Origin of the sequence: Mesorhizobium sp. CCNWLY176 (assembly GCF_037153935.1) — a bacterium.
Lineage (GTDB): Bacteria > Pseudomonadota > Alphaproteobacteria > Rhizobiales > Rhizobiaceae > Mesorhizobium_M > Mesorhizobium_M zhangyense.
On sequence record NZ_JBBBDZ010000004.1, the window covers coordinates 1 to 25,663 of the forward strand.

The 25,663-nt window shown below is 59.9% G+C and carries 22 protein-coding genes and 1 pseudogene; 5 read left to right on the top strand and 18 right to left on the bottom strand.

Features of this window, described 5'->3' with window-relative positions; all coding sequences use genetic code 11:
• Window positions 1-187: 187 nt before the first annotated feature.
• Window positions 188-1,402 (top strand): pyridoxal phosphate-dependent aminotransferase, encoded by a 1,215-nt coding sequence (locus WBQ96_RS07730; protein ID WP_336548960.1) that lies wholly within the window; start codon window positions 188-190, stop codon window positions 1,400-1,402.
• Window positions 1,399-1,833 (top strand): RidA family protein, encoded by a 435-nt coding sequence (locus WBQ96_RS07735; protein WP_165119446.1) that lies wholly within the window; start codon window positions 1,399-1,401, stop codon window positions 1,831-1,833. Before WBQ96_RS07730 ends, WBQ96_RS07735 begins: the two co-directional genes overlap by 4 nt.
• Before the next feature lie 121 nt (window positions 1,834-1,954).
• Here WBQ96_RS07735 and purU read toward each other — a convergent pair whose 3' ends face one another.
• The 6 genes and pseudogenes from purU to WBQ96_RS07765 all read right to left on the bottom strand — a co-directional run bounded on the left by purU (window position 1,955) and on the right by WBQ96_RS07765 (window position 9,925).
• Window positions 1,955-2,839: a formyltetrahydrofolate deformylase gene (gene purU, locus WBQ96_RS07740; protein ID WP_165119445.1), complete on the bottom strand. Its 885-nt coding sequence runs from the start codon at window positions 2,837-2,839 to the stop codon at window positions 1,955-1,957.
• 52 nt (window positions 2,840-2,891) lie between these two features.
• A pseudogene (locus WBQ96_RS07745) lies at window positions 2,892-3,188 on the bottom strand (bifunctional methylenetetrahydrofolate dehydrogenase/methenyltetrahydrofolate cyclohydrolase); the annotation flags it as partial.
• Window positions 3,189-3,647: 459 nt separating this feature from the next.
• A complete protein-coding gene (gene scpA / locus WBQ96_RS07750; RefSeq protein WP_336548963.1) occupies window positions 3,648-5,789 on the bottom strand; it encodes a methylmalonyl-CoA mutase in 2,142 nt (713 codons plus the stop codon).
• Between the two features lie 10 nt (window positions 5,790-5,799).
• Window positions 5,800-7,803, bottom strand: a complete 2,004-nt coding sequence (locus tag WBQ96_RS07755) for an acetyl/propionyl/methylcrotonyl-CoA carboxylase subunit alpha (protein WP_336548965.1) — start codon at window positions 7,801-7,803, stop codon at window positions 5,800-5,802.
• A gap of 8 nt (window positions 7,804-7,811) precedes the next feature.
• Window positions 7,812-9,344 carry an acyl-CoA carboxylase subunit beta gene (locus tag WBQ96_RS07760; protein ID WP_165119442.1) on the bottom strand — a complete coding sequence of 511 codons (1,533 nt, stop codon included), beginning with the start codon at window positions 9,342-9,344 and terminating at the stop codon, window positions 7,812-7,814.
• Window positions 9,344-9,925, bottom strand: coding sequence for a biotin transporter BioY (locus tag WBQ96_RS07765; protein ID WP_165119441.1), 582 nt, complete (start codon window positions 9,923-9,925; stop codon window positions 9,344-9,346). Before WBQ96_RS07765 ends, WBQ96_RS07760 begins: the two co-directional genes overlap by 1 nt.
• 132 nt (window positions 9,926-10,057) lie before the next feature.
• Here WBQ96_RS07765 and WBQ96_RS07770 point away from each other — a divergent pair, with 132 nt between their 5' ends.
• Entirely contained in the window at window positions 10,058-11,470 is a 1,413-nt protein-coding gene (locus WBQ96_RS07770; RefSeq protein ID WP_165119440.1) for a helix-turn-helix domain-containing protein, read from the top strand.
• Window positions 11,471-11,830: 360 nt separating this feature from the next.
• On the opposite strand, the gene WBQ96_RS07775 is transcribed toward WBQ96_RS07770, so the two are convergent.
• Both WBQ96_RS07775 and WBQ96_RS07780 read right to left on the bottom strand, forming a co-directional pair.
• Window positions 11,831-12,643 carry an SDR family NAD(P)-dependent oxidoreductase gene (locus WBQ96_RS07775; RefSeq protein ID WP_165119439.1) on the bottom strand — a complete coding sequence of 271 codons (813 nt, stop codon included), beginning with the start codon at window positions 12,641-12,643 and terminating at the stop codon, window positions 11,831-11,833.
• An 18-nt stretch (window positions 12,644-12,661) separates the two neighbouring features.
• Entirely contained in the window at window positions 12,662-13,090 is a 429-nt protein-coding gene (locus WBQ96_RS07780; protein WP_336548972.1) for a tautomerase family protein, read from the bottom strand.
• Window positions 13,091-13,220: 130 nt separating this feature from the next.
• Between WBQ96_RS07780 and WBQ96_RS07785 the strand changes: the two genes are divergently transcribed.
• Both WBQ96_RS07785 and WBQ96_RS07790 read left to right on the top strand, forming a co-directional pair.
• Window positions 13,221-13,790, top strand: a complete 570-nt coding sequence (locus tag WBQ96_RS07785; RefSeq protein WP_165119437.1) for a TetR/AcrR family transcriptional regulator — start codon at window positions 13,221-13,223, stop codon at window positions 13,788-13,790.
• Window positions 13,791-13,866: 76 nt separating this feature from the next.
• Window positions 13,867-14,016 (top strand): hypothetical protein, encoded by a 150-nt coding sequence (locus tag WBQ96_RS07790; RefSeq protein WP_165119436.1) that lies wholly within the window; start codon window positions 13,867-13,869, stop codon window positions 14,014-14,016.
• Between the two features lie 404 nt (window positions 14,017-14,420).
• On the opposite strand, the gene WBQ96_RS07795 is transcribed toward WBQ96_RS07790, so the two are convergent.
• The 10 genes from WBQ96_RS07795 to WBQ96_RS07840 form a co-directional block, all read right to left on the bottom strand.
• Entirely contained in the window at window positions 14,421-15,854 is a 1,434-nt protein-coding gene (locus WBQ96_RS07795; protein WP_165119435.1) for an aldehyde dehydrogenase family protein, read from the bottom strand.
• 82 nt (window positions 15,855-15,936) lie between these two features.
• Entirely contained in the window at window positions 15,937-16,842 is a 906-nt protein-coding gene (gene kdgD, locus WBQ96_RS07800) for a 5-dehydro-4-deoxyglucarate dehydratase (protein ID WP_165119434.1), read from the bottom strand.
• 77 nt (window positions 16,843-16,919) lie between these two features.
• Window positions 16,920-18,125, bottom strand: a complete 1,206-nt coding sequence (locus WBQ96_RS07805; RefSeq protein ID WP_336548977.1) for a pyridoxal phosphate-dependent aminotransferase — start codon at window positions 18,123-18,125, stop codon at window positions 16,920-16,922.
• A gap of 72 nt (window positions 18,126-18,197) precedes the next feature.
• Window positions 18,198-19,835, bottom strand: a complete 1,638-nt coding sequence (locus WBQ96_RS07810) for a hydantoinase B/oxoprolinase family protein (protein WP_336548978.1) — start codon at window positions 19,833-19,835, stop codon at window positions 18,198-18,200.
• Window positions 19,836-19,849: 14 nt separating this feature from the next.
• The gene (locus WBQ96_RS07815) at window positions 19,850-21,940 is read right to left on the bottom strand and encodes a hydantoinase/oxoprolinase family protein (protein WP_165119431.1); all 2,091 of its coding nucleotides are present in this window, start codon (window positions 21,938-21,940) and stop codon (window positions 19,850-19,852) included.
• Between the two features lie 176 nt (window positions 21,941-22,116).
• Window positions 22,117-22,962: a transporter substrate-binding domain-containing protein gene (locus WBQ96_RS07820; RefSeq protein WP_336548979.1), complete on the bottom strand. Its 846-nt coding sequence runs from the start codon at window positions 22,960-22,962 to the stop codon at window positions 22,117-22,119.
• Window positions 22,963-23,000: 38 nt separating this feature from the next.
• Window positions 23,001-23,651 (bottom strand): amino acid ABC transporter permease, encoded by a 651-nt coding sequence (locus tag WBQ96_RS07825; RefSeq protein WP_165119429.1) that lies wholly within the window; start codon window positions 23,649-23,651, stop codon window positions 23,001-23,003.
• Window positions 23,652-23,660: 9 nt separating this feature from the next.
• Window positions 23,661-24,329: an amino acid ABC transporter permease gene (locus tag WBQ96_RS07830; protein ID WP_165119428.1), complete on the bottom strand. Its 669-nt coding sequence runs from the start codon at window positions 24,327-24,329 to the stop codon at window positions 23,661-23,663.
• Window positions 24,330-24,339: 10 nt separating this feature from the next.
• Window positions 24,340-25,095 carry an amino acid ABC transporter ATP-binding protein gene (locus WBQ96_RS07835; protein ID WP_165119427.1) on the bottom strand — a complete coding sequence of 252 codons (756 nt, stop codon included), beginning with the start codon at window positions 25,093-25,095 and terminating at the stop codon, window positions 24,340-24,342.
• A 24-nt stretch (window positions 25,096-25,119) separates the two neighbouring features.
• A complete protein-coding gene (locus tag WBQ96_RS07840; protein WP_165119426.1) occupies window positions 25,120-25,593 on the bottom strand; it encodes a RidA family protein in 474 nt (157 codons plus the stop codon).
• Between the last annotated feature and the right edge of the window lie 70 nt (window positions 25,594-25,663).

Sequence of the window (25,663 nt, forward strand, 5' to 3'; positions counted from 1 at the left end):
GTCTGAATTATCGTGAGTTTCGAGTGCTTTAACCGCATCATGCCATCCTAAGAGAACAAATCTCCTAGGACAGCCCCTTACTTTTTCTATCTTCTAAAGAAAGAGGCAAGCATATTTTATTGTTTCATATAGGCCATAGAGTGGCGTCGCGTTCCAGCAGCCGAAGGGCTGTCAATCGGGAGTTTCCATGACCATCCAGAGTAAATTCAGCCGCCTCGGCACTGACGCAGCGCCCGGACAAGAGGTGCGCCAACTGTCCGGCAGCCTCGACTCAGTGTTGCGTGGTGACACGATCGCCGGGCGGCCGGTGGACTTCTCGCACGGTGATGTGGACGCGTTCACCCCAACACCCCACTCATTCGAGGTCTTTTCAGCAGGTGTCGAAGCCGGCGGCAAGCAGGCTTACACAGAATACCGCGGCGATCTGGGTATCCGCGAAGAACTCGCCGAGCGGCTGGCCAGCTTCACCGGAACGCCTGTCGATGCCCGCGATGGCATGATCATTACCCCCGGCACCCAGGGCGCGCTATTCCTGGCCGTCGCCTCGACCGTATCGCAGGGCGACAAGGTGGCGATCGTCCAGCCCGATTATTTTGCCAACCGCAAACTGGTGGAATTCTGCGAAGGAAAAATGATCCCCGTTCGAATGGATTATGCGACGACCGAGGGTGCTGCGGGTCTCGATCTTGGCCAGTTGGAAGACGCGTTCAAATCGGGGGCAAAGGTGTTTCTGTTCTCGAACCCCAACAATCCGGTCGGCGTCGTCTATTCTCGCGAAGAGATTGAAGAGATTGCTGTTCTGGCGAGCCGATACAACGCGACAGTCATCGTCGATCAGCTCTATTCGCGCCTTCTGTATTCTGGCGTGAATTATACGCACCTACGCGCACAGCAGGTGGATGCGGAAAATGTCGTGACCATCATGGGCCCGTCAAAGACGGAATCGCTCAGCGGCTATCGGCTGGGGGTAGCCTTTGGCTCAAAGGAAATCATCTCCCGAATGGAGAAACTGCAGGCAATCGTATCGCTGCGTGCCGGCGGCTATAGCCAGGCCGTTTTGCGCACCTGGTTCAACGAACCGGCTGGATGGATGGACGAGCGCATTCGCAAGCACCAGGCGATCCGCGATGATCTGTTGAAGGTTTTCCGCGCGACTTCAGGCATTCAAGTCCGTACGACCGAAGCAGGTAGCTACATTTTTCCGGCACTGCCGCATCTGTCCGTGGCGGGCAACGATTTTGTCCGTATCCTGCGCCTGCAAGCAGGTGTCATAGTGACACCGGGAACAGAGTTCAGCCCGTTTTCCGAAAGCAGTGTGCGCCTGAACTTCTCGCAGGACCACGCCGCTGCCGTTGCAGCCTCCAAGCGTCTCGTAACCCTTGTCGACCGGTACCGCGCATGATCGGCAACGCGGCGGATAAAAAGAACCCGGTGCCGCAGGGGTTGTACCTCCCCGCGACACGGCACGGCAGCATGATATTCACGGCCGGAATGACCCCGCGCAAGGATGGCGTACTGCAATTTACCGGACCAGTGCTCGCCGATGCAGACCCAGGCCTACATAAGGACGCGATGATCCTGGCCTGCAGCAACGCGCTGGCGGCAGCCGAAGCGCAGCTTGCGGAGGGCGAAAGCCTTTCCGCCATCCTGAGCCTCACGGTCTACATCGCTGCCGAGCCCGGTTTTACGGCACACTCGAAGCTGGCGGACTTCGCGTCCGAGTTTCTGAAATCCAGGCTTGGCGAGCGGGGAATAGGCAGCCGCGCAGCAGTCGGCGTCGCGACGCTGCCGGGCAATTCCCCCGTGGAAGTGCAACTGGTTGCAGCGGTATAGGCCGGCTATTCGCGACTACGCCGAGCGTATGTTTTCTAAAAAAAATGCGCCGTACCTGACAAGTACGGCGCATTTTTTTATTCGGCTGTCAAAAGTCTGCCGTAGCGCTTGCCGACAGCCCTTACCCCATCCGCTCGGAAGCATAGGATCCGGGTGAGGCCGGAAAAACGACGGTTCGATCACCGTTGAGGAAGACGCGGCGATGAATATGTGCATGGATCGCACGGGCCAACACCTGGCTTTCCACATCGCGACCAAGCGAAACATAATCGCTTGGGCTCTGGGCATGCGTCACCCGGACAGTGTCCTGATCGATGATCGGACCCTCGTCGAGATCTGCGGTGACGTAATGCGACGTGGCGCCGATCAGCTTCACGCCCCGATCATGGGCCTGCTTGTAGGGATTGGCTCCCTTGAAGCTCGGCAGGAAAGAATGGTGGATATTGATGATCCGCCCCGACATCTTCCGGCACATCTCATCCGACAGCACCTGCATGTAGCGCGCGAGAACGATCAATTCCGCACCGACTTCCTCGACAATGCGCATCTGCATCATCTCGGCTTCGGTCTTGTTGGCCTTCGTCACCTTGATGCAGTGAAACGGAATATCGTGGTTCACGACCACTTTCTGGTAATCCATATGGTTGGAGATCACCGCCACGATGTCGATCGGTAATGCGCCGATCCGCCAGCGGTAGAGCAGATCGTTCAGGCAATGGCCAAAGCGCGAAACCATGATCACGACCTTCATCCTCTCGGTCTCGTCATGGAAGGCATAGGTCATGCCGAACGACTTGGCGGTCGCTGCAAATCCGGCGCGTAAGCCAGCGAGATCGGCGCCAGTTTCCGACTTGAAGCTGGTCCGCATGAAGAAATTGCCGCTCTCGCTGTCATCGAATTGCGAACTGTCGGTTATGTTGCATCCATTCTCAGTCAGGTAGGTGGTGATAGCGGCAACGATCCCGCGTGTGGACGGGCAAGTCACGGCTAGGGCAAACTGAGTCATGAAATCTCCTGGAAGGTCATCGGGCACGTCCTAGAACGGCGTAGCAGCACTTTCAAGCTGAAAGGATATCCGGCTCGCCGAGACCATGGGCACGGCAGCAGGCAGTGAGGGTGTTAACCAGCAGGCAAGCGATGGTCATGGGACCCACCCCACCGGGCACCGGGGTGATCGCACCTGCCACAGCGGCGGCACTCTCGAAATCAACGTCGCCGACCAGCTTCGGCTTTCCATCGCGCTCTATGCGATTGATACCGACATCGATTACCGTGGCACCCGGCTTCACCCAATTGCCCGGAATCATTTCAGGGCGCCCAACGGCAACCACGAGGATGTCCGCTGCGCTCACGATCGAAACCGGATCTGTCGCAAATGCACCATCTCATGACCACCAGCAGGATTTGCAATAGAAGAACGCCAGCCAAGTTGCATGCGGAGCTTGGCGAATCCTAAGCATTAGCGCAGGAAAGGTGAGAAAGGCCCTGTGTCCTCCCAAGCGTAGATATCCGTACGGAGATAGCGGAGCTCGTCGTCGTAGAGGGCCTTGTCGATTTCGACCCAGCATGCCGTCCGTCGCTACCGCCCAACCAGCGACATCCCCTGTCCTTCAGACGATCCTTCATGTCGAGGGGTGAGTTTGCGCGAACGGCGAGGCGGGCAGAGGACCAGCAGCCGAGCCATCCATACCGGTTCTTCGGGATTGACGAAAAAAGTCCGCGAGACTTGCCACCGTTAGGCGGCCTTACAGCGCATATTCGTGTCTTCCACCTCGCCGAGAACGCTAACCGTTCTTTTCCCGAATGCTTCCAGGTCAGGTGTTCCGACGCTTACCCTCCATAAGATCAAGTACGGCGCGCGCAGCGTCGAGCACATTGGTGCCAGGCCCGAACACCGCCACTACGCCATGGTCGAGCAGGAACTGATAGTCCTGGCGCGGCACGACACCGCCGCAGATCACGATGACGTTCTCAGCGCCCTTCTGCTTCAACGCGTCGACCAGTTGCGGCAGCAGCGTCTTGTGGCCGGCCGCCAGCGAAGAGACGCCGACGACATGCACTTTCGAGGCGATGGCCAGATCGGCTGCCTCAATCGGCGTCTGGAACAGCGGCCCTGCAACGACGTCGAAGCCGATATCGCCGAAGGCGGAGGCGATGATCTTGGCGCCGCGGTCATGTCCGTCCTGACCGAGCTTTGCGACCATGATCTTCGGCTTGCCACCGAGCGAGTTTGAAAAATTTTCGAGACGGGAAACCAGCGTCTTGAACTCCGGTTCGCTGTCATAGGCCTTGCCATAGACCTTGCGGACCACTTCCGGAACGGCGGTATGGTCGCCGAAGACCTTGCGCATGGCGTCGGAAATTTCCCCGACTGTGGCTCGGGCACGCACTGCCTCCACTGCCGCTTCTAGGATATTCCCTTGGCCGCTGGCCGCAACTTCGCCAAGTGCAGCGAGCGTTTCGGCTACTCGATTGGGATCGCGCTGCCGTTTCGTCCGCTCGATGCGGGCAATCTGCGACAGCCGTACGGCGGCGTTGTCGATGTCGAGAATGTCGATCTGGTCTTCGGTCTCGAGGCGGTATTTGTTGACGCCGACGATGACTTCCTCGCCTTTGTCGACGGCGGCCTGTCGGCGGGTCGCAGCTTCCTCGATCATGCGCTTGGGCAGGCCGGTGGCAACGGCCTTGGTCATGCCGCCCCTCGCCTGGACGTCCTCGATCAGCGCCCAGGCCTTTTCAGCCAGCTCATGGGTCAGGCTTTCGACATAGTAGGAACCGGCGAGGGGATCGACGACCTTGGTGACGCCAGTCTCATGCTGGAGGATGAGCTGTGTGTTGCGGGCGATGCGGGCGGAAAACTCCGTTGGCAGCGCAATCGCCTCGTCAAAGGAATTGGTGTGCAGCGACTGCGTGCCGCCAAGGGCCGCCGACATGGCCTCGAAGGCGGTGCGCACGATGTTGTTGTATGGGTCCTGCTCCTGCAGGGATACGCCGGAGGTCTGGCAATGCGTGCGCAGCATCAGCGACGACTGTTTCTTCGGCTGGAATTCTTCCATGATGCGCGACCACAGCAACCTAGCCGCCCGCAGCTTGGCAGCTTCCATGAAGAAGTTCATGCCGATGGCGAAGAAGAAGGAAAGTCGGCCGGCGAATTCATCGACATTCAGGCCCTTGGCGATGGCCGCCCGCACATATTCGCGCCCGTCGGCCAGCGTGAAAGCCAGTTCCTGTACCAGCGTCGAGCCCGCTTCCTGCATGTGATAGCCGGAGATGGAGATGGAGTTGAACTTCGGCATCTCCCTGGCTGTATATTCGATAATGTCGGCGATGATCCGCATCGAGGGCTCAGGCGGGTAGATGTAGGTGTTGCGGACCATGAACTCCTTGAGAATGTCGTTCTGGATGGTTCCCGACAGTTGAGCGCGTGGCACGCCCTGTTCTTCGCCGGCGACAATGAAACTGGCGAGGATCGGGATCACCGCGCCGTTCATTGTCATCGAAACCGACATCTCCTCGAGCGGAATGCCGTCGAACAGGATCTTCATATCCTCGACCGAGTCGATCGCGACACCTGCCTTGCCAACATCGCCTTCGACGCGCGGATGGTCCGAATCGTAGCCGCGGTGAGTGGCGAGATCGAAGGCGACGGAGAGGCCCTTCTGTCCGGCAGCGAGCGCCTTGCGGTAGAAGGCATTGGATTCTTCGGCTGTCGAAAAGCCGGCATATTGCCGGATCGTCCACGGGCGGCCGGCATACATGGTGGCACGCGGGCCGCGCAGGAACGGCTTCAGGCCGGGCAGGGAGTCAAGCTGGTTTATGCCTTCGAGATCGTCGGCCGTGTAGAGCGGCTTGACCGCGATGCCTTCCGGCGTCTGCCAGACAATGCTCTCCGGCGAGGCTTTCAACTCGCGCTCGGCGAGTTTCTGCCAGTCATCATAGGTTACGCGGTCGCTCATCGATTTGCTCTCACTCGAATTCCATGATGAGTTCGTCAACCGCCAGGCTGGCGCCGGCCTCCGCCGCAATGCGCGCCACGACGCCCCGACGCTCGGCGCGCAGCACGTTCTCCATTTTCATGGCTTCCACAGTGGCAAGTGCTTGCCCGGCCTCGACCTGGTCTCCAGCCTTTACGGTGACTGCGGTGATCACGCCGGGCATCGGACAAAGCAGCATCTTCGACGTATCCGGCGGCAGCTTTTCCGGCATCAGCAACGCCAGTTCGGCAACGCGCGGGGTGCGCACATAGGCCACGACATCCATGCCGCGCCAGCGCAGGCGCATACCTGTTGCAGCAGGCACGGTCTTCACACCGATCGTCTCATTATCGACGGTGAATTGCGCGTGGCTGCGGCCGGGAAGCCAATCGCTGGCGACCGAGATCGAAGGGCCGTCGCCGAAACTGACGATGGTCTTGCCGCCTTCTTCCCTGACCGTGATTGCAAAGCTGTCGCCGGCCAGCGTCGCCACCCAGTCGCTGCCAATGATGCGGCGGTGATTATCCATTGACCCGGAAATCAGCACGCTGCGCTTCTGAGCCCTGAGATTGATGAAAGCAGCGATTGCCGCGAGCTTCCTTGCATCGTCCGATGACGGCTCGACGCCTGCAAAGCCGTCCGGATATTCCTCGGCGATGAAGGCGGTGGTGAGCCGGCCTTCGCGAAAACGCGGATGGTCCATGACTGCCGACAGGAATGGCAGATTGTGGCCGATGCCTTCGACCTCGAAATCGTCGAGAGCCTTGCCCATGGCGTTGATGGCTGTCAGCCTGTCGGGCGCCCATGTGCACAGCTTGGCGATCATCGGGTCGTAATACATCGATATCTCGCCGCCTTCGAAGACGCCGGTGTCGTTGCGCACGACGATGCTATTTTCGCGAATACCCTCCGCAGGCGGACGATAGCGGCTCAGCCGTCCGATCGACGGCAGGAAATTGCGATAGGGATCCTCCGCATAGAGCCGGCTTTCCATCGCCCAGCCATTCAGCTTCACATCAGACTGGGTGAGGCGCAGCTTTTCGCCAGCGGCAACGCGGATCATCTCTTCGACCAGATCGATGCCGGTGATCAGCTCCGTCACCGGATGCTCGACCTGAAGCCGTGTGTTCATTTCGAGGAAGTAGAATTTCTTATCGGCATCGACGATGAACTCGACCGTGCCTGCCGAGAAATAGCCGACAGCCTTGGCCAGCGCCACCGCCTGCTCGCCCATGGCTTTGCGTGTTGCAGCATCCAGAAATGGCGAGGGAGCTTCCTCGATGACCTTCTGGTTGCGCCGCTGGATCGAGCATTCACGCTCGCCGAGATAGATGAGATTACCATGCTGGTCGCCCAACACCTGAATCTCGATATGGCGCGGCTGGGTGACGAACTTTTCGATGAAGATGCGATCGTCGCCGAAGGAAGATTTCGCCTCATTTTTCGACGACTGGAAACCTTCACGGGCCTCGGCGTCGTTCCAGGCAATACGCATGCCCTTGCCGCCGCCGCCAGCCGAGGCCTTGATCATCACGGGATAGCCGATCTCGCCGGCGATCTTGACGGCCTCGTCCGCGTCCGCGATCAGGCCCATATGGCCGGGCACCGTCGAGACACCGGCCGATGCGGCGATCTTCTTGGAGGTGATCTTGTCGCCCATCGCCTCGATCGCCACCGGCGGCGGGCCGATGAAGGCAACGCCTTCAGCCTTCAGTGCCTCGGCGAAATTGGCGTTCTCCGACAGGAAGCCGTAGCCCGGATGCACGGCATCCGCCCCGGTTGCCTTCACCGCATCAAGGATCTTGCCGATGACGATGTAGGATTGGTTGGACGGCGGCGGGCCGATATGCACGGCCTCGTCGGCCATCTTCACATGCAGCGCCTCGCGGTCGGCATCCGAATAGACGGCGACGGTGGCGATGCCGAGCTTCTGCGCCGTCTTGATGACCCGGCAGGCGATTTCGCCGCGATTGGCGATGAGGATTTTCTTGAACATCTGCGGCCTCACAGCGGTATCGTGTCGTGCTTCTTCCAGCGCGTCTCGACGCTCTTGCCGCGTAGCGCAGCAAAGGCGCGGGCGATGCGTCGGCGCGAGGAATGCGGCATGATCACCTCGTCGATGAAGCCGCGTTCGGCGGCCACGAAGGGATTGGCGAAACGCTCTTCATATTCCCTGGTACGGGCGGCGATCTTGTCCTTGTCGCCAAGTTCGGAGCGATAGAGGATTTCGGTCGCGCCCTTGGCGCCCATCACCGCGATTTCTGCGGTTGGCCAGGCGTAGTTGACGTCGGCGCCGATATGTTTCGAGGCCATGACGTCGTAAGCGCCGCCATAGGCTTTGCGCGTGATCAGCGTCACCATCGGCACGGTCGCTTGGCTATAAGCGAAGAGCAGCTTCGCCCCATGCTTTATGACGCCGCCATATTCCTGTGCCGTTCCCGGCAGGAAACCCGGCACGTCGACCAGCGTCAGGATCGGGATGGAGAAGGCGTCGCAAAAGCGCACGAAGCGTGCTGCCTTGCGCGAACTGTCGATGTCGAGGCAACCGGCGAGTACCATCGGCTGGTTGGCGACAACGCCGACCGTCTGGCCTTCGATGCGCAGGAAGCCGGTGATGATGTTTCTGGCGAATGCTTCCTGGATTTCGAAGAAATCGCTCTCGTCGGCCAGCGCCAGAATAAGCTCGCGCATGTCGTAAGGCTTGTTGGCGCTGTCCGGCACGAGCGTATCGAGCCGCATTTCCAGCCGCGACGGGTCGTCGTAGAATGGGCGAAGCGGCGGCTTTTCACGGTTGTTGAGCGGCAGGAAATCGAACAGCGCGCGCACCTGCTCCAGCGCCTCGATGTCGTTGTCGTAGGCGCCGTCGGCGACCGACGATTTTGCCGTATGGGTGCGTGCGCCGCCGAGCTCTTCGGCCGTCACGATCTCGTTGGTGACCGTCTTCACCACGTCCGGACCGGTGACGAACATGTAGGAACTGTCGCGCACCATGAAGATGAAATCGGTCATGGCGGGCGAGTAGACCGCACCGCCCGCACATGGTCCCATGATGACCGAGATCTGCGGCACGACGCCCGAGGCATCGACATTGCGCTTGAACACGTCGGCATAGCCGGCGAGCGAAGCCACGCCTTCCTGGATGCGGGCGCCGCCGCTGTCGTTCAGTCCGATCACCGGCGCGCCGTTGCGCACGGCCATGTCCATGATCTTGCATATCTTCTGGGCGTGGGTTTCCGACAGCGAGCCGCCGAGAACGGTGAAATCCTGGGAGAAGACATAGACCAGACGGCCGTTGATCGTTCCCCAGCCGGTGACCACACCGTCGCCGGCGACCTTCTGGCCGGCCATGCCGAAATCGGTGGCGCGGTGGGTGACGTACATGTCGTATTCCTCGAACGATCCCTCATCGAGGAGAACGTCGAGGCGTTCGCGTGCGGTCAGCTTGCCCTTGGCATGCTGTGCATCGATTCGCTTTTGCCCGCCGCCGAACCGGGCTTCTGAACGGCGGTCTTCAAGCTGTTCGAGAACGGCGCGCATCAGCGGTTGCCCCGCGCGTCGAGCCACTTCCAGGCGACCGGAAATACGAGAGCTGCCAGCAATGCCTTGGCGATGTCGCCGGGGATGAAAGGGATAAGGCCGAATTGCATAACCGGCCTGTCGAAACCGATTACACTGCCCAGCCAGATCAGGCCCGGCACATAGATGACAGCGGCAGCCAGAAGAGCAGCAGCCATTGCGGTCAAAGGGTTGCGATCCCATCCCCGCTCAGCAAGCCAGCCGGCCAGGGCGGCTGCCAGCAGAAAACCGATCAGGAAGCCGCCTGTCGGTCCCGTCATATAGGCAAGGCCCAGACCTTTCTCCGGTGTGCCGGCGAAAACCGGCAGACCAGCCGCACCTTCGGCAAGATAGAGCAGCACGGTGCACCACCCCAGGCTTGAACCAAGAGCCAAACCAAGGCCGATGACGACGAATGTCTGCATGGACATGGGGATTGGATAGAACGGCACCTGAATCTTGGCTGAAAGCGCAAGGAGAAGCGATCCCGCCACAACGACAAGAACATTGGTCGCAGTGAGGCGGGCGCCGGATTTCGCCGTGATTGCGGTGTAGAGGGTCATCGTTTCGCTCCCCGAGATAGGATTGGCCACCGAGTGGCTTCCATAAATCGCGGTCGGCTAGGCGGAAATGGTTGAAGAGGTATGCTTGTGTAATGTAAGGTTTTGAAAATTGTAAATTGCGAAATTGCAAACATGGCGACTCGAAAACTTTATGTAGGCCGCAAGATCCGGGAAATCCGCGAATCTCATAAGGTTACGCAAGCCGTCTTTGCCGAGCGCATCGGCATCTCGACCAGCTACCTCAACCAGATCGAGAATAATCAGCGGCCGGTTTCGGCGGCAGTGCTCCTAGCTTTAGCCGAGAACTTCCAGATCGATATCGGCGCCATCTCACTGGGAGACGACGACCGGCTGCTTTCGGCAGTCACCGAGGCGCTGGCCGATCCCGTATTCGACAACTACAAGCCCAATCTCCAGGAATTGAAGCTGATCACCCAGAATGCGCCGGGGTTGGCGCGCGCGCTGATTGCCTGTCATCAGGCCTTTCGGCGAAGCAGCGAGCAGCTTGCAAGCCTCGATGATCGTTTCGGCCAATCGAGCGCATTCAACGAGCCGACCCCTTACGAGGAGGTGCGCGACTTCTTCCATTTCGTCGACAATTATATTCACGAGCTCGATATCGCAGCCGAGCGGCTGGCCGGCGAATTGGGCATCGGCGAACGGGAGACCGGAGCTGCCCTTGGCGCCCATCTTGAAAGCCGGCACGGGGTACGTGTGGCACGCGCGGCGGCAGACGAGGATATCATCCGGCGCTTCGATGCCAGGTCAAAGCTGCTCTTCCTGAACCCTTATTCGCCAACTGCAACCCGCAATTTCCAAATAGCTTTCCAGATCGCCGAGTTGGAAATGGGTGAAGAAGTGACGGCATTGGCGCGAAAGGCGAACTTCCGCTCCGCTGAAGCTTTCGAGATATGCAGGATTGGCCTCTACAACTATTTTGCCGGCGCACTGATCCTGCCATACCAGTTGTTCCTTTCTGAGGCCAAGGAACTGCGTCATGATCTGGAACTTCTGGCCGCGCGCTTCGGCGCAAGCATCGAACAGGTCGCACATCGCCTTTCGACCCTGCAGCGACCGGAACTGAAAGGCGTTCCGGTCTTCTTCGCCCGCATCGACCGGGCCGGCAACATAACCAAGCGTCACAGTGCTGCGAAATTGCAGTTCGCCCGTTTCGGCGGAGCCTGTCCCCTATGGAATGTCCATCAGGCATTCGAAACTCCGGGCCGCCTCATCCGTCAATTGGCCGAGACCCCGGACGGCGTGCGCTATCTCAGCGTCGCGACCGAACTGGCCAAGGCCGGTGGCGGCTTCAACGCGCCGCAGCGCCGCTACGCCATCGCGCTCGGATGCGAGATCGCCTATGCCGGCGCCTTCGTCTACGCCGACAAGATCGACCTCGGAAACCGGGCAGCGTTCGATCCGATCGGCATCTCCTGCCGCATCTGCGAGCGCACCAACTGCCAGCAGCGTGCCGTACCACCATTGAAACGCAAGATCATGGTCACTCCACACAGTCGAGGTGCAATACCTTACGAGATCGTCTGAGTGAAAATATCACTGCGGCATTTGGGTCATAGTACGAATTTCGACGACAAGATGGACTGATCGATTCAGTAAGGACGCTTCGCAGACCACAGTCGGCTTGCGAATGCGTAGTTTGAGGCACGATTCCAGGAGCAAAGGACGATCCGGCCGCGTGCGACGACTGTCCTGACGTTCGCAGCGAGGGAACGACGAAAAAGCCGTGCACCCCAAAATATCCTCTGCTCGTGGTCGGATAACGCCCTGCGCCTATACAATAGAGTTTCAGAGCGCTTTCGAAGTTGCGCATCCGAGCACCGGGCCGCCGGGGCGGGTTTGTCGCCACTCAAACCCGTAGCGATCGTTTTGCAAGCTAACTGTCACTTATTCCAAAGCTGGGTCTCCAGCCCCATATCGGTCAGCGACTTTGCCTGACATCGTCGCGGCCAGGAATTCCCGTCGAATGGTCTCCAGGCGTTCCCAGCTTTGCAGGTCAGGAAGAGACGGTACGGTAACAAGCTCCCGATTCTCCAGACCCGCCAACGCCGCTTCGACGAGTTCATCAGCACTGAGGTAGGCGGCGGCGGGAAAGACAGATCCGTCCATTCCCTGACTGGAAAAGAATTCAGTCCGGACAGGCCCCGGCATGACAAGCTGGATACTCACATCCGTCTCGGCAAATTCCATTTGCAGGGAACGTGTGAAGTTCAGCACAAATGCTTTCGAGCCGCTGTAGATGGCACCGCCTGGAGACGGCGCATGCGCAAGCACTGAGCCGATATTTACGAGCAACCCTGCGTTCTTGCGTTTGAAAGCAATCAGAGCGGCCCGTGACAACCGCGTAAGAGCAACGATATTCAACGTAACGGTTCGCTCGACACTTTGCGTGGACGAGTCTGCAAGGAAACCGAGACCGCCAGCACCGGCATTGTTTATAACGCCAGAGAAGTCGTCGCGGGTAAGGCGCTCTTCTAGGCGGCCGAGATGAACGGCGTCTTCGAGGTCAGCGACAATGGTTTCCGCATCAGCGCTGAAATCGGACCTCAGCCTTTGTGCCAGCGCTTCAAGGCGATCCTTTCTCCGCGCGAGAAGGCTCAGTTTGTGCCCGCGTCCGGCAAGTTTTATGGCGTACGCTTCTCCGATCCCGGAAGATGCGCCGGTGATGAGAATGCGACCGTCTTTTGGTATGATAGACATCTGTGTCTCCCAGAAGAACTATGCGTGGGTGCGGGGAGAAGCGCGGTTCTCGCTCATCCAGCGCTTTTCATCTTCGGTGCCTTCCCGTGGTGGAAAATGCCCCTGGATGGTCCAGAGATCGAACGGCGTTTCATCGATGTGGATTTCCCAGTCGTAACCGCGTTGCGAGATCCAGGGAGCCAGGATTTCGTTGATCCTGTTGAAGAAGCCGACCTTCATTGCATCGGATGTGAAGGTCCGGGCAACATGATCGACCCAGATACGGACAAACTGTGCGTTAGGCTCTCCCCCAATGTAGAAATTGTCGGCACTGACCTCCTGGAAGATCACGCCGACATAGAAGCGCGGCATCATGCGGCCATAGAGGTCAGACAGCGACTGCGAGATCGCCTTCTTGTCTTTCTGCGAATAGGCGCCGACCGGATGATAAACTTTCCAAAGTGGCATTCTCGTTCTCCACGCATGTTGAATGGGTGCCCCGCTTCAGCACCTGCGGGGACCACAAGCATCCTTAAAGATGTTGTTTGACATCTAAATATCTGTTAGATGTCAGTCAACATCTTTTTGGAGCAAGGCCATGCGCGTGAGCCGTGAACAAGCCCGCCAGAACCGGGAACGAGTTGTATCTATGTCCAGCGCCCTCTTTCGCGAGAAGGGCATGGATGGCGTGGCTATCAATGATCTGATGAGCGAGGCCGGACTGACCCATGGCGGCTTCTACAAGCAGTTCAATTCCAAAGCGCAACTCGTTGAGGAGGCTTGTACGGCTGCGCTTGCGCAGACATTTGGCTTCTGGGAAGACTATCTGGAGGACACTGCGGATCGTCGCGCCGCGTTCATCCACGCTTACCTGTCGGACAGGCACCGCGACAATGTAGCTCAGGGATGTCTTCTGCCGGCGCTGGCAGGCGAGGCAGCCCGACAGCCGGAAAACATCCGCAGTGTATTCACGCAGGCGATTCAAGCCTATGCCAGCTTGCTGGACGCGCCATCCGAAGAGCAGACAAAGGACAGTCGTTCACAAGCCCTCCGGACCCTCTCTGAGATGGTAGGCGCGGTCTTGCTGTCCCGCACCTCAAATGATGCAGCGCTATCGCAAGAACTGCTTCAAGCGGTTCGGACGCATCGTAACGGGGCTGCTGGTTGAAGCGGATGTCGCGCGAGGACGGCAGGACGATTTTCTGAGTAGCAGTAGCCATCGGGATAATCTCGATTCGGAAAAGATGCTCGAAGCTCTCAAAGCAGCCTACGATCACCTCATCAAGACAAGCGACTATACGAAAATCCTTGAGAAAACCGACACAGCCTACGGCGCCACGGACGCCGCAGTGATCTACAAGGAAGGATCGACACCGCCGAAATACGGGTTCTAAAGATCGGAGGCCCCATCCATCGGCGGGGCCTTTCGATGTTGATTTTCGCAGAGAGCTGATACCGCACCAAAAAGCCATACAGCTTACTGACCTCGCGTCGGGAAATAGAGAAAAGATGCTTGGCTGCGAACTGCGGCGCACCCAGCATGCTGATCAGATCGCGGGAGATTTCTGTAGCGAAGATTGCCTTCCACACTGCATTTTATGCGACTTTCGAGTGCAAATCACGAGCACGGAAGGCGTGATGGGTTGGATTCCAATTCGCCACTTAAGTTAGCTTCGAGCCCGACAGCAGCCAAGCGGGCCTAGCACCTTCAACGGAATCGAACGGCCACTAGGATTACTTGGCACCGGGATGGCTAAGCGAGTTTCGCTTTTGCTCTGCTTCTGCGCCTGCTCAGGCTTCACGCCAAAGTGTAGGCGGTCTTGATGGTTGTATAGAACTCGTTGGCGTTTTTGCCCTGCTCGCGCGACCCGTACGACGAGCCTTTGCGGCCCCCGAACGGCACATGGAAGTCGACCCCCGCCGTCGGCAGGTTAACCATCACCATGCCGGCTTCCGCATTGCGTTTGAAATGCGTCGCATGCTTGAGGCTCGTCGTGGCGATGCCGGAGGAAAGGCCGAATGGCGTGTCGTTGGCGACGGCCAGCGCCTCCTCATAATCCTTGACGCGGATGACCGCGGCAACTGGGCCAAAAATCTCTTCGCGCGAGATACGCATGTCGTTCGTCGCCTCAGTGAAGAGTGCCGGCTGAAGGTAGAAGCCAGGCGTATCGCGCTTCAGAAGCTCGCCGCCGAAGGCAAGCTTTGCGCCTTCTTGTCTGCCGATTTCGATGTAATCCGTGTCCTGTTTCAACTGCGTCTCATCGACGACCGGACCGATATGGGTGCCTGCCTTCAGGGCATCGTCGATTACGACGCTTTTCAGGCGCTCGCCCGCGGCGGCAACGAACCGGTCATGGATAGCTTCCGTGACGATGATTCGCGAGGAGGCCGTGCAACGCTGGCCGGTCGAGAAAAAGGCCGAGTTGACGGCAGCTTCGACCGCGACATTGAGATCCGCATCGTCGAGCACGACGAAAGGATTCTTGCCGCCCATTTCGAGCTGGTACTTGCGGTTATGTTCTACGGAGGCAGTGGCGACGCGCTTGCCGGTACCGGTAGAGCCGGTGAACGTGACGGCATGGACGTCTGGACTGTCGAGCATCGTCTGGCCGACGACGGAGCCCTTGCCCATGACAAGGTTCAGCACCCCCTTCGGCAGGCCGGCGCGGACCAAAATGTCGACGATCGCCCAAGAGCAGCCCGGGACGAGTTCGGCCGGCTTGAAGACGACCGTGTTGCCGTAGCAGAGCGCGGGCGCGATCTTCCAGGCGGGGATGGCGATCGGGAAGTTCCACGGCGTAATGACGCCGACGACGCCGACCGGCTCACGGGTAATCTCGACGCCGATGTTCGGGCGCACCGAGGGCAGCAACTCGCCGGCAAGGCGCAGGCACTCGCCTGCGAAAAAATCAAAGATCTGGCCGGCGCGCACGGTCTCGCCGATTCCTTCAGCGAGCGTCTTGCCTTCTTCTCGCGACAGCAGGCGACCGATTTCGTCCCTGCGAGCGAGAATCTCGTCGGCGGTCTTGCGCAGGATGGCATGGCGCTCGAGGATGCCGGAGCGCGACCAGGATGGGAAGGCAGCCTTGGCCGCCGCGATTGCCGCCTTGGTATCTTCAACAGAGCCCCGAGCGTACTCGCCCACTACGTCGCCGGTATTGGACGGGTTGATGTTTTTGGTCGCATCGCTGCCGACCCATTCGCCGGCAATCAGGTTCTGGTGGATCGTCATGTTATCTCCGACTGCTGGGTGAACTGGCGCATAGCGGCAGGCCGAGCCGCCCCTGTCAATGACATGGATGGCCCTTTCCTGGCTAGCGCTTGTGTTGCTCAATCAAGGCTTCCATCATCGAAATTTCCTCGGCTGTCAGATCCTGCAGCGGCGAGCGAACGGGACCTGCATCAAAGCCCTGAAGGCGTACGCCGGCCTTGATGGCGGACACGGCATAACCCTTCGCACGGTTGCGGATCGCCATAAACGGGTAGAAGAAGCCGTTCAAGATTTCCTCGCATCTGGCGCGCTCACCGGCACGCAGTGCCTTGTAGAATTCCAGCGCCAGGCCCGGGACGAAGTTGAAGACGGCGGAAGAATAAGTGGTGAAGCCGGCTCCGAGATAGGCTTCGGCAAAGAGTTCAGCCGTCGGCATGCCGCCCAGATAGGTCAGGCGATCACCCATCTTCGCGGTAATCTGGCGGACGAGGCCGATGTCGCCAGTGCCGTCTTTGAAGCCGACGAGGTTCGGGCATTCATCGCAAAGCCGAGCAAGGGTATCGGCCTGAAGAACGGAATTGTCGCGGTTGTAGACCATCACACCCATGCCGGTGGCCTGGCACACCGCCTTGATATGCCGGTAAAGACCTTCTTGCGGCGCATCGATGAGATAGTGCGGCAGCAGCAAGATGCCATCTGCACCCGCCTTTTCGACGGATTTGGCAATCGAGACAGCAATATTGGTGCCGTAGCCACAGCCGGATACGATTGGCGTCTTGCCGGCTGCTTCCTTGGCGACACGTACGATCTGCGGAATTTCCTCCGGCGTCAGCGAAAAGAACTCGCCCGTCCCGCCGGCGGCAAACAGCGTGGCCGCCTCGAAGCCGGAAAGCCAATTGACATGCTCCGCATAGCTTTTGGCGTTGAAGTTTCCCTCGGCATCGAAATGCGTTACCGGGAATGAGAGAAGGCCGGCGCCCAGCGCGTGCTTCAGGTCTTCGGTTTTCATGGATGTAACCCTCCGTTAGAGGCCGCAGCGAAGAATGCCGATGCGGCCTGATTGAAACTGGTTGTTGTCGACTTTGCTCAGCCCTCGAGTGAACGCACCATGGTGGCAAGGCGCGCGCAGGCGCTCTCCAATTCAAGGTCGGAGGCCGCGATCGAGAGGCGTATGAACCCCGGTGCGCCGAACGCGGCACCGGGCACGCTCGACAGGCCGAAACGATGCAGAAGATGCGAGGCGAACGCCGTGTCGTCGGCGATGATCTCTCCATTCGCCGTCTTCTTGCCGAGCAGCCTTTCGACGCCGATGAAAGCGTAAAAGGCACCGTCCGGCGGGGTAAAGTCGAGCTCTTCGATCTTGCTTAGATGTCCGACAATGATTTTCGCCCGTTTGGCGAAGGTTTCTGCGGCCTTGCCGACAAATGCCTGATCACCGGTGATCGCCGCCAGGGCAGCCGCCTGCGCTACGGTCGAAACCGATGAGACGCTCTGCGATTGCATCTTGTTGAGCGCTGCGATCAAGGCCTTCGGGCCTGCGGCATAGCCGACGCGCCATCCGGTCATCGCATAGGCCTTGGAAACGCCGTTGACGATCAGCGTACGTTCCCGCAACTCCGGGCAGGCTTGGCCGAAAGAAACGAACGGGACGTCCTTGAGAAGGATGTGCTCGTATATCTCATCCGAGACCACCAGCACCTGAGGGTGGCGTTCCAGAACGCCGGCAAGTGCCCGGTATTCATCAGCCGTATAGATCGCACCGGTCGGGTTGGACGGCGAATTCAGCATCAGCCAGCGGGTCTTTGGCGTGATCGCTGCGTCGAGTTTCTCGGCGGTGAGCTTGAAGCCGGCATCAGGTCCGCAATTGATATAGACCGGCTCGCCACCATGCAGGGAGACGATGTCGCCGTAGGATACCCAGCACGGCGTGGGAATGATGACCTCGTCGCCCGGCTCCAGCGTGGCCAGAAACACGTCAAACAGTATCTGCTTGGCACCGTTAGCCACCGTGACCTCGTCGACCGTGTAATCAAGGTCATTCTCGGTCTTGAATTTACCGACGATCGCCTGGCGCAGGCTCTCCATGCCTGCCGGCGCGCCGTAGCGCACCCTGCCCCTGCGAATGGCTTCGCAGGCTGCTTCGGTAACATGGACCGGCGGCTCGAAATCCGGCTCGCCCAGAGACAGATCGATAATGTCGTGGCCTTCAGCCGGCAGTTTCTTGGCGGCCATGGCGATTGCCATGCTTGGCGACGACTTTATGCCCGCTGCACGCTTGTTCTCGAATTTCATCTCCGGTTCCCCTAGTTATTCCGGTATCTGGGACCGGGCGAAGCCTGCGCTCCTCCCGGCCTCCGGAAGGTCTTACTTGGCGATGACGTAGTCGAAATCTCTGTCACGCCGGGCAGCATCCGGATCGCGCTTTTCGGCTGGGCCATAGCCGCCGCCACCCGGCAGCTGCAGGATCAGCCTGCGTCCGGCGGGCACATGCTGGCGCCCCTTGGATGCAAGACGGGTCCCGTCGTCAAGCAGTACGGCACCGGCTGCGCCGCTTTCTCCGCCCTCGCGACCGCATGCCGGATGCTCGACGCGGTCGAACATGGCATTGAAATGCATTTCGTGGCCTTTGGTCGGCGAGATTTCCACCACCTGGCCGAGCCCACCGCGGAACTGGCCGGCGCCACCGGAACCGTCACGCAGCTCCTTGCGCCAGAAGATGACCGGGCCGACATGCTCCGTCGCTTCGATCGACATCGAATGCACGCCGCTAGGGAAAGCCGTGGCGCTCAGACCGTCGAGCGCCGGACGGGCACCCGCGCCGCCGCTGTTGAACAACAGGACCTCTGCGCGCTGGCCGCCGTCGGCCGGCGCCTGCTCGCCATGCAGCGGGCGAACGCTGACATGCAGGTTCCAGAGCGCGCCCGCCCCTTCCGCCGGCACGCGACCGGGCAGCATCTTGTGCACGGCGCCCAGCACGGCGTCGGGAACGAGGTGACCGAGCACGTGGCGCACCGACACCGGTGCCGGATGCTGCGCGTTCAGAATGCAGTTTTCAGGCGCGGTTACGCGAAACGGCAGCAAGGACGCGTGGTTGTTCGGGATTTCCGGTGCGATCGAGCACTTCAGGCCATAGCAGGCATAGGCCGCGGCATAGATGATCGGGCAGTTGATACCCTTCGGGCTTGGCGGCGAGGTTCCCTCGAAATCGGCGAGGATGTGGTCCTCTGCCACGTCGAGGCGAACCGCGATATCGATCGGCGAACCGTAGCCGTCGACGCGCATGACGTTCGAATAGGTGCCCTTCGGCAGCGCTGCGATCAGTTCCAGCGTGGCATCGTAGCTGCGCTTGAAGATAAATTCGCCCAGCGTCTCCAGATCCGCAAGATCGAACTCGCCCATCATGTCCATCAAGCGGCGATGGCCGATCTCGTTGCAGGCAGCGAGCGAATAGACGTCGCCGACCACCTGGTGGCTCTCGCGCACATTGTTGCGCAGGATGTTGACCAGGTCCTTGTTGACCTTGCCGCGCTCCGCGAACTTCATAATCGGAACGAAGATGCCCTCTTCATACACCTCGTTGGCATCCGGGCCGAAACCACGGCCGCCGACATCGACGACATGCGCCGTGCAGGCGAAGTAGCCGACCAGCGCTCCATTGCGGAAGCTGGGCGAGACGACGGTGAAGTCGTGCAGGTGGCCGGTGCCCTTCCAAGGGTCGTTGGTGATGTAGACGTCACCTTCGAAGATGTTTTCAGGGCCGATGTCACGGATGAAGTGGCCGACTGCCTCGGCCATGGCGTTGACGTGGCCGGGCGTGCCGGTCACGGCTTGGGCGATCATCTTGCCGCCGCGGTTGAAGACGCCGGCCGAAAGATCCCCCGATTCACGCACGCTGGTGCTGAAGGCGGTGCGGATGAGGGTGACGGCCTGCTCCTCGACCACGGAGATCAACCGGTTCCACATGATCTGCATGTGAACGTCGGAAAGTACGTTGGTTTTCATGGGTAATCCTCCGTTCAAGCTGTCTGCTTGACGCGTAACAGCAGGCAGCCATCGGCCTGCATGATGACTTCGCGGCTCGCCGTGATGATGGTCGAGGTCTCGCGTTCGGTGATGACGGCGGGACCCGAGACCCAGTCGCCCGGCTGCATTTCGTTACGGGAGACGATCGAGGCCTTCTGGAACTTGCCCTCCTGGACATCGAAGATTTCACGGTTGCCGCGGACGGCCGCCGCGGCTCTCCCGGCAGTCTTGCCGATCCGTTGCGGCGCGGTCACCTTGGAGGCCGCGCGCAGCGACCAGCTGACGATTTCGACGTCGAGACCATCGATAACGCGGCCGAAGAAATGTTCGTACTGTTCATCGAACAGCTCGCGGAACAATGCGCCGTCGCCATCTACGTAGTCACGCACCGCGATCGTGACCGGCACCTCCCAGCCCTGCCCGACGTAACGCATGTAGGCCGTGCATTCGAGATCGGGATCGGCATCCGGCGCGCCGGAGCGCACGAAGGATGTTGCTTCCGCAATCAGGTCCGCGATCGTCTGGTTGATACCTGCCGCATCGAAACGGCTAAGGCGGCTATAGGCGCTGCGGACGGATTCGAAACCGAAGGGGGCACGCAGGAAGCCGATTGCGGAACCCACGCCTGCGCCCGGCGGGATCAGCAGTTCCGATATGCCGAGCTTTTCGCAAAGGCGGGCGGCATGAATGGGTGCGGCACCGCCGAAAGCAATCATGGTGAATTCGGAGAGTTCCTTGCCGTTTTCCACCGCATGCATGCGGGCGGCATTGCTCATGTTCTCGTCGACCACCTCGCTGAGGCCGTAAGCGGCCGTCACCTCATCCATGTCGAGTTTGACCGCCAGGCCAGCGCGCATGGCCTGGTCGGAAGCGGGCCGGTCGAGCTTCATTGCGCCACCGGCAAATTCCTCGGCATCAAGACGGCCGAGGATCAGGTCCGCATCGGTAACCGTCGGGTTCGCACCGCCGCGGCCATAGCAGGCGGGGCCCGGTTCGGAGCCAGCGCTGTGTGGACCGACGCGGATCTGGCGCATGCTGTCGACCGTCGCGATCGAGCCTCCACCAGCGCCGATCTCGACCATCTCGATGACCGGGATGGAGATCGGCATACCGCTGCCCTTCTTGAAGCGCCAGGTTCGGGCGACCTCAAACGTCTTCGATGTCTTCGGCGTCTGCTTCTCGATCAGGCAGATCTTGGCGGTCGTTCCGCCCATGTCATAGGAGAGCACCTGGTCGAGACCATAGCTGTTAGCGATGTGGGCCGCGAAGATCGCGCCGCCGGCCGGGCCGGATTCGAGCAGGCGAACCGGAAATTCGACAGCGCTCTCGATACTGATGATGCCGCCACCGGAATGGATCATGAAGACCTGGCAGCGCGTGCCTTCTTCGGTCAACCGCCCGACGAGGCGATTGAGGTAAGATGCCATCAACGGCTTGACGAAGGCGTTAGCGCAGACCGTGTTGAAACGCTGGAATTCGCGCATCTGCGGCGAGACTTCCGAGGAGATGGAGACGGAAATGTCCGGTTTCCTGGCCAGCAGCCGCTCGCGCACCACCTTTTCGTGAGCGCCGTTGAGGTAAGAATGGATGAAACCGATCGCCACGCTTTCGTAGCCGGCGGCGATGATGCGGTCGCAAAGGGCATCGACCTCGAGGAGGTCCAGTGCCTTCAACACTGATCCGTCGGCCCCGATACGCTCGTCGAGCACGAAGCGCTCATCTCGCGAAACCAGAGGCGCCGGCAGGACGATGTTGAGGTCGTACTGCTCGAAGCGGCTTTCGGTCCGCATCTCGATGACGTCGCGAAAACCCTTGGTGGTGATGAAGGCGGTCCTGGCGCCGCGCCGCTCTATCAGAGCATTGGTGGCGAGCGTCGTGCCGTGGATGATCGTGTCGATTTCGGAGAGCTCCACTCCCGCGACCTCGGCAACCTGATGTATCCCCTTGACGATCGCATTTTCAGGGAAGGAATAGTCCGTCAGCACTTTGATCGAATGGAGCGTGACGCCTACCTCCATTGCAACGTCGGTGAAGGTGCCGCCGATATCGACACCGACCCTGATCTGCTTGCCATCTTTCGCCATTTTCTTGCTCATGCTCCGTAAGCGAGCTTTTGTTGCGCCGCGCCCGTGAAGGCTTAGTTTCGACGTGCAGCGGCCTACCCCCGCCCGCACCAACAGGCGGGGGCCAAAAACTCTTCAGTGGTTGATGTATCTGGTGCCCTGCGCGGCAGTCCTCGCGGTCGCGCAGGGCTCCAGCGTTACTGCTTGCCGGTGAAATCGACCCCCGGCAGCGTGGTGGGAAGCTTCGCGCGGTCGACACCGATCCACTTCTTGTAGAGCGCGTCCAGCGAACCATCAGCGGTATGACGGGTCACGAAATCCGTGAGAAGGTCGAGCATCTCCTGATCGCCCTTGCGCACTGCCATGCCTTGGAAATTGTCGGCAACCTTGTACTTGCGCTCGAACTGGGCATCGTTTCCGGTCTGCTTGATGACGAGCCCGTAGGTCACACTGCCCAGGATCGCATCGACCTGGCCGGAAAGAAGCGCCTGGACGGTCGTCGCATCGTCGTCGAACCGCTTGATCTTCGTGTTCGGCGGCGCGACCTTCACGAGCAGCGGTTCGAAGGCACTGCCGCGATTGACGCCGATGACATATTTCTCAAGATCGTCGTTCCCCTTGATGGCGGCATCCGTCTTGCCCCAGACCGTGATATCGTTCGACGAATAGGGAATGACATACTGGATGACCTTGGCACGCTCTTCGGTGATCGTCATCGACGGCACCAGGAAATCGACATTGCCGTTGATGAGGAGAGGAATGCGGTTCTGGCCGGTGATGCGCTCGAACTTCGCGTCAACGCCGAGCTCCTTGGCGATCATCCTGGCGATCTCGATGTCGAAGCCGTCATTCTGACCGTTCTGGTCGATGAAGCCCCATGGAAACTGATCCATCTGCACGCCGATGGTGGCGGTACCCTTGGCCTTGAGTTCTTCGGGCGTTACGGCCAGCGCCGTCGTTGCGAAGGAGGACGCCGCGAGAAGCACGGCGGCAAACCCGCCCAGCACTTTCGAACGCGAAAGGATCAATGCTGTATTCAACATGTAGTCACCTCTGGTTGGTTTTTGTGATGCGTTCTTGTTTACCGCACGGCGTGGAGGCGCCGTTCGATGCGTGCACTGCAGTAGGTCAGGGGCAGGCAGATGAAGAAGTAGATGAGCGCAACTGCGCCGTAGACCTGCAGCGGCTGAAACGTGATGTTCGCCATCAACTGACCGGAGCGCGTGAGTTCCGTCAGGCCAAGCAGAGCGGCGAGTGCGGTGCCCTTGATCAGGTTGACGAGGAAGCTGATGGTCGCCGGAAGACCAATACGGAAGGCTTGCGGCAGAACGACATCGACCATCCTGTGCACATAACCGATGCCCAGAGCGCGGGCAGCTTCGCTTTGGCCGTCTGGCACCGCCTGGATGCTGCCGCGCCAGATCTCGCCGAGAAACGCGCTGGTATGGAGCGACAGACCGATGGTCAGCGCCACCCAGACATCCACCTTCATGCCCAGCATGGGCAGCCCGAAATAGACGAAGAACAGCTGGACCAGCAGCGGCGTGCCCTGGAAAATCTGAATGTACGTCGCCATCAGGACGCGCAATATCTTCCACTTGCTGGTGCGGCCGAGCGCCACGGCCAGCCCGAGCGCGCCGCCGACGGTAAAGGCGAGAAGCGAGAGAACGATGGTCCACCGCGCTCCTTCGAGCAGGAAGACGAATTCTCCCCAACCAAATTGACGGATCATCGCAGTGCCTCACTTTGCCGGGTAGGAGAAATAGACCCTGCCGATCATGCTCAGAGCGGCAGAGAAGAACTGGGACAGAACGAGATAGATGACACCGAGCGTGAGATAGATCTCGAAGCTTCGGAAGGTCTGTGAATCCAGGGTTTGAGCAAAGTAGGTCAACTCTTCCGCGGAGACCGATGAGACGAGGCTGGAATTCAGCATCATCAGGATGAACTGGCTGCAAAGCGCGGGATAAACGGCCCGGATCGCCGGCCTGAAAACGATGAAGCGGTAGATGTCGGCCGTATGCATGCCGAGTGCCCTGCCCGCTTCGATCTGGCCGGGCCGGATGGATTGAACCCCGCCGCGCACGATCTCCGCCGCGTAGGCCGCGCAGTTCAGCGTCATTGCAAGGATCGCCGCTTGCTCTCCGCTGAGCCGGATGCCTATCGCCGGCATGCCGAAGAAGACGAAAAAGACCTGGACGAGGATCGGCGTGTTGCGGATCAGCTCGATGTAACCGATGGCAATGATGCGCAGGACTTTCTGATTGCTCAGGCGCATCAGCATGAACACGATACCGAGGCTCAATCCAAAGACCATGGAGAGCGACGACATCCTCAGCGTCCCGATGACGCCTTCCAGAAGTGTTGGCCATGCAGCAAGAACCGGGCTGAAGTCGAATGTGTAGTTCATCGCCCGCTCCTCAATGATCGAGGATCTGGCTGAGGAACGCCCTGGTGCGTTCATGGCTCGGATTGCCGAAGAACGCGGCGGGCTCGGCGCTTTCGATGATCTCGCCACGGTCCATGAAAATGACACGGTGGGCCACCGCACGGGCGAAACCCATTTCGTGCGTGACGCAGATCATAGTGATCCCGTCGTCGGCAAGGGAGATCATGGTGTCCAACACCTCCTTGACCATTTCCGGATCAAGCGCCGAGGTGGGCTCATCGAACAGCATGATCTTCGGATCCATGCAGAGCGCCCGCGCAATCGCCACGCGCTGCTGCTGACCACCGGAGAGTTGCGCGGGATATTTCAAGGCCTGTTCGGCGATATGGACGCGCTCCAGGTGGCGCATCGCCTTTTCCCTGGCCTCGGCGACGGAGACCTTGCGCACACGCCGCTGAGCCAGCATGCAGTTTTCGAGTACGGTCAGATGGGGAAAGAGGTTGAACTGCTGAAACACCATGCCGACGTCGCGCCGGATATGGTCGGCATTCGCGCCGCTCTGGCTGAGCTGCGTGCCATTGACGAAGATGGTGCCTTCCTGAATTTCCTCCAGGTGATTGATGCACCGGATCAGCGTCGACTTTCCGGAACCCGACGGACCACACAAAACGATATGCTCGCCGCGCGCGACGTTCAGGTTTATGCCCTTCAATACCTGCAGGGAGCCATACCACTTGTTGACGCCGATCATATCGATGGCTTTTTCGGACTTCGCGATCTCGCTCATGGCCAGTTCCCCTTCCTGTTATCATCAGGATTGCGTTGCGACTTCAAACACGCCGTCGACCTCTACGGATGAGCCGCGTGGGAGTGACCCGGCGCCGAGCGCCGTGCGCACATGGCGACCGCTTTCTCCAAAGATTTCGACGAGCAGATCGGAAGCGCCGTCAATTACCGCCGGATGCCCCTTAAAATCCGGCAGCGCATTCACGAAACCGCGAAGCTGCACGCAGGCGAGCACTCGATCGAGGTTTCCGTCGAGCGCCGCATTCACCCGTGCCACCAGATTCAATGCGCAAAGGCGTGCAGCTCGGTAGCCGTCTTCGGGCGACACGTCCTGCCCGACCACGCCGACGAAATGCTCGACGCCATCGATACGCGGGATCTGGCCCGATACGAACAGAAGGGACCCGGCGATCCGGTGAGCAATGTAGTTGCCAGAGGCCGGGGCAATCGAAGGCAACACGATGCCGAGCTCGGAGAGGCGCGCAGAGACGACACCCATAGCAGTTTTCCACCTGTTTTGTGCGCGCGACACGGCGCAAATATCGTTCCCGGAACCATTCATCACAGTC

Excerpts from the sequence above, each read along its gene's own strand:
- WBQ96_RS07835 (WP_165119427.1), bottom strand. The coding sequence starts at position 25,095 with ATGAGCGAGATCGCGAAGTCCGAAAAAGCCATCGATATGATCGGCGTC.
- WBQ96_RS07730 (WP_336548960.1), top strand. The coding sequence starts at position 188 with ATGACCATCCAGAGTAAATTCAGCCGCCTCGGCACTGACGCAGCGCCC.
- WBQ96_RS07820 (WP_336548979.1), bottom strand. The coding sequence starts at position 22,962 with ATGTTGAATACAGCATTGATCCTTTCGCGTTCGAAAGTGCTGGGCGGG.
- purU (WP_165119445.1), bottom strand. The coding sequence starts at position 2,839 with ATGACTCAGTTTGCCCTAGCCGTGACTTGCCCGTCCACACGCGGGATC.
- scpA (WP_336548963.1), bottom strand. The coding sequence starts at position 5,789 with ATGAGCGACCGCGTAACCTATGATGACTGGCAGAAACTCGCCGAGCGC.
- WBQ96_RS07805 (WP_336548977.1), bottom strand. The coding sequence starts at position 18,125 with ATGAAATTCGAGAACAAGCGTGCAGCGGGCATAAAGTCGTCGCCAAGC.
- WBQ96_RS07815 (WP_165119431.1), bottom strand. The coding sequence starts at position 21,940 with ATGGCGAAAGATGGCAAGCAGATCAGGGTCGGTGTCGATATCGGCGGC.
- WBQ96_RS07825 (WP_165119429.1), bottom strand. The coding sequence starts at position 23,651 with ATGATCCGTCAATTTGGTTGGGGAGAATTCGTCTTCCTGCTCGAAGGA.
- WBQ96_RS07760 (WP_165119442.1), bottom strand. The coding sequence starts at position 9,344 with ATGCGCGCCGTTCTCGAACAGCTTGAAGACCGCCGTTCAGAAGCCCGG.
- WBQ96_RS07830 (WP_165119428.1), bottom strand. The coding sequence starts at position 24,329 with ATGAACTACACATTCGACTTCAGCCCGGTTCTTGCTGCATGGCCAACA.
- WBQ96_RS07810 (WP_336548978.1), bottom strand. The coding sequence starts at position 19,835 with ATGAAAACCAACGTACTTTCCGACGTTCACATGCAGATCATGTGGAAC.
- WBQ96_RS07780 (WP_336548972.1), bottom strand. The coding sequence starts at position 13,090 with ATGCCACTTTGGAAAGTTTATCATCCGGTCGGCGCCTATTCGCAGAAA.
- WBQ96_RS07840 (WP_165119426.1), bottom strand. The coding sequence starts at position 25,593 with ATGGGTGTCGTCTCTGCGCGCCTCTCCGAGCTCGGCATCGTGTTGCCT.
- WBQ96_RS07755 (WP_336548965.1), bottom strand. The coding sequence starts at position 7,803 with ATGTTCAAGAAAATCCTCATCGCCAATCGCGGCGAAATCGCCTGCCGG.
- WBQ96_RS07775 (WP_165119439.1), bottom strand. The coding sequence starts at position 12,643 with ATGTCTATCATACCAAAAGACGGTCGCATTCTCATCACCGGCGCATCT.
- WBQ96_RS07765 (WP_165119441.1), bottom strand. The coding sequence starts at position 9,925 with ATGACCCTCTACACCGCAATCACGGCGAAATCCGGCGCCCGCCTCACT.
- WBQ96_RS07770 (WP_165119440.1), top strand. The coding sequence starts at position 10,058 with ATGGCGACTCGAAAACTTTATGTAGGCCGCAAGATCCGGGAAATCCGC.
- WBQ96_RS07795 (WP_165119435.1), bottom strand. The coding sequence starts at position 15,854 with ATGACGATCCACCAGAACCTGATTGCCGGCGAATGGGTCGGCAGCGAT.
- WBQ96_RS07790 (WP_165119436.1), top strand. The coding sequence starts at position 13,867 with ATGCTCGAAGCTCTCAAAGCAGCCTACGATCACCTCATCAAGACAAGC.
- kdgD (WP_165119434.1), bottom strand. The coding sequence starts at position 16,842 with ATGAAAACCGAAGACCTGAAGCACGCGCTGGGCGCCGGCCTTCTCTCA.
- WBQ96_RS07735 (WP_165119446.1), top strand. The coding sequence starts at position 1,399 with ATGATCGGCAACGCGGCGGATAAAAAGAACCCGGTGCCGCAGGGGTTG.
- WBQ96_RS07785 (WP_165119437.1), top strand. The coding sequence starts at position 13,221 with ATGCGCGTGAGCCGTGAACAAGCCCGCCAGAACCGGGAACGAGTTGTA.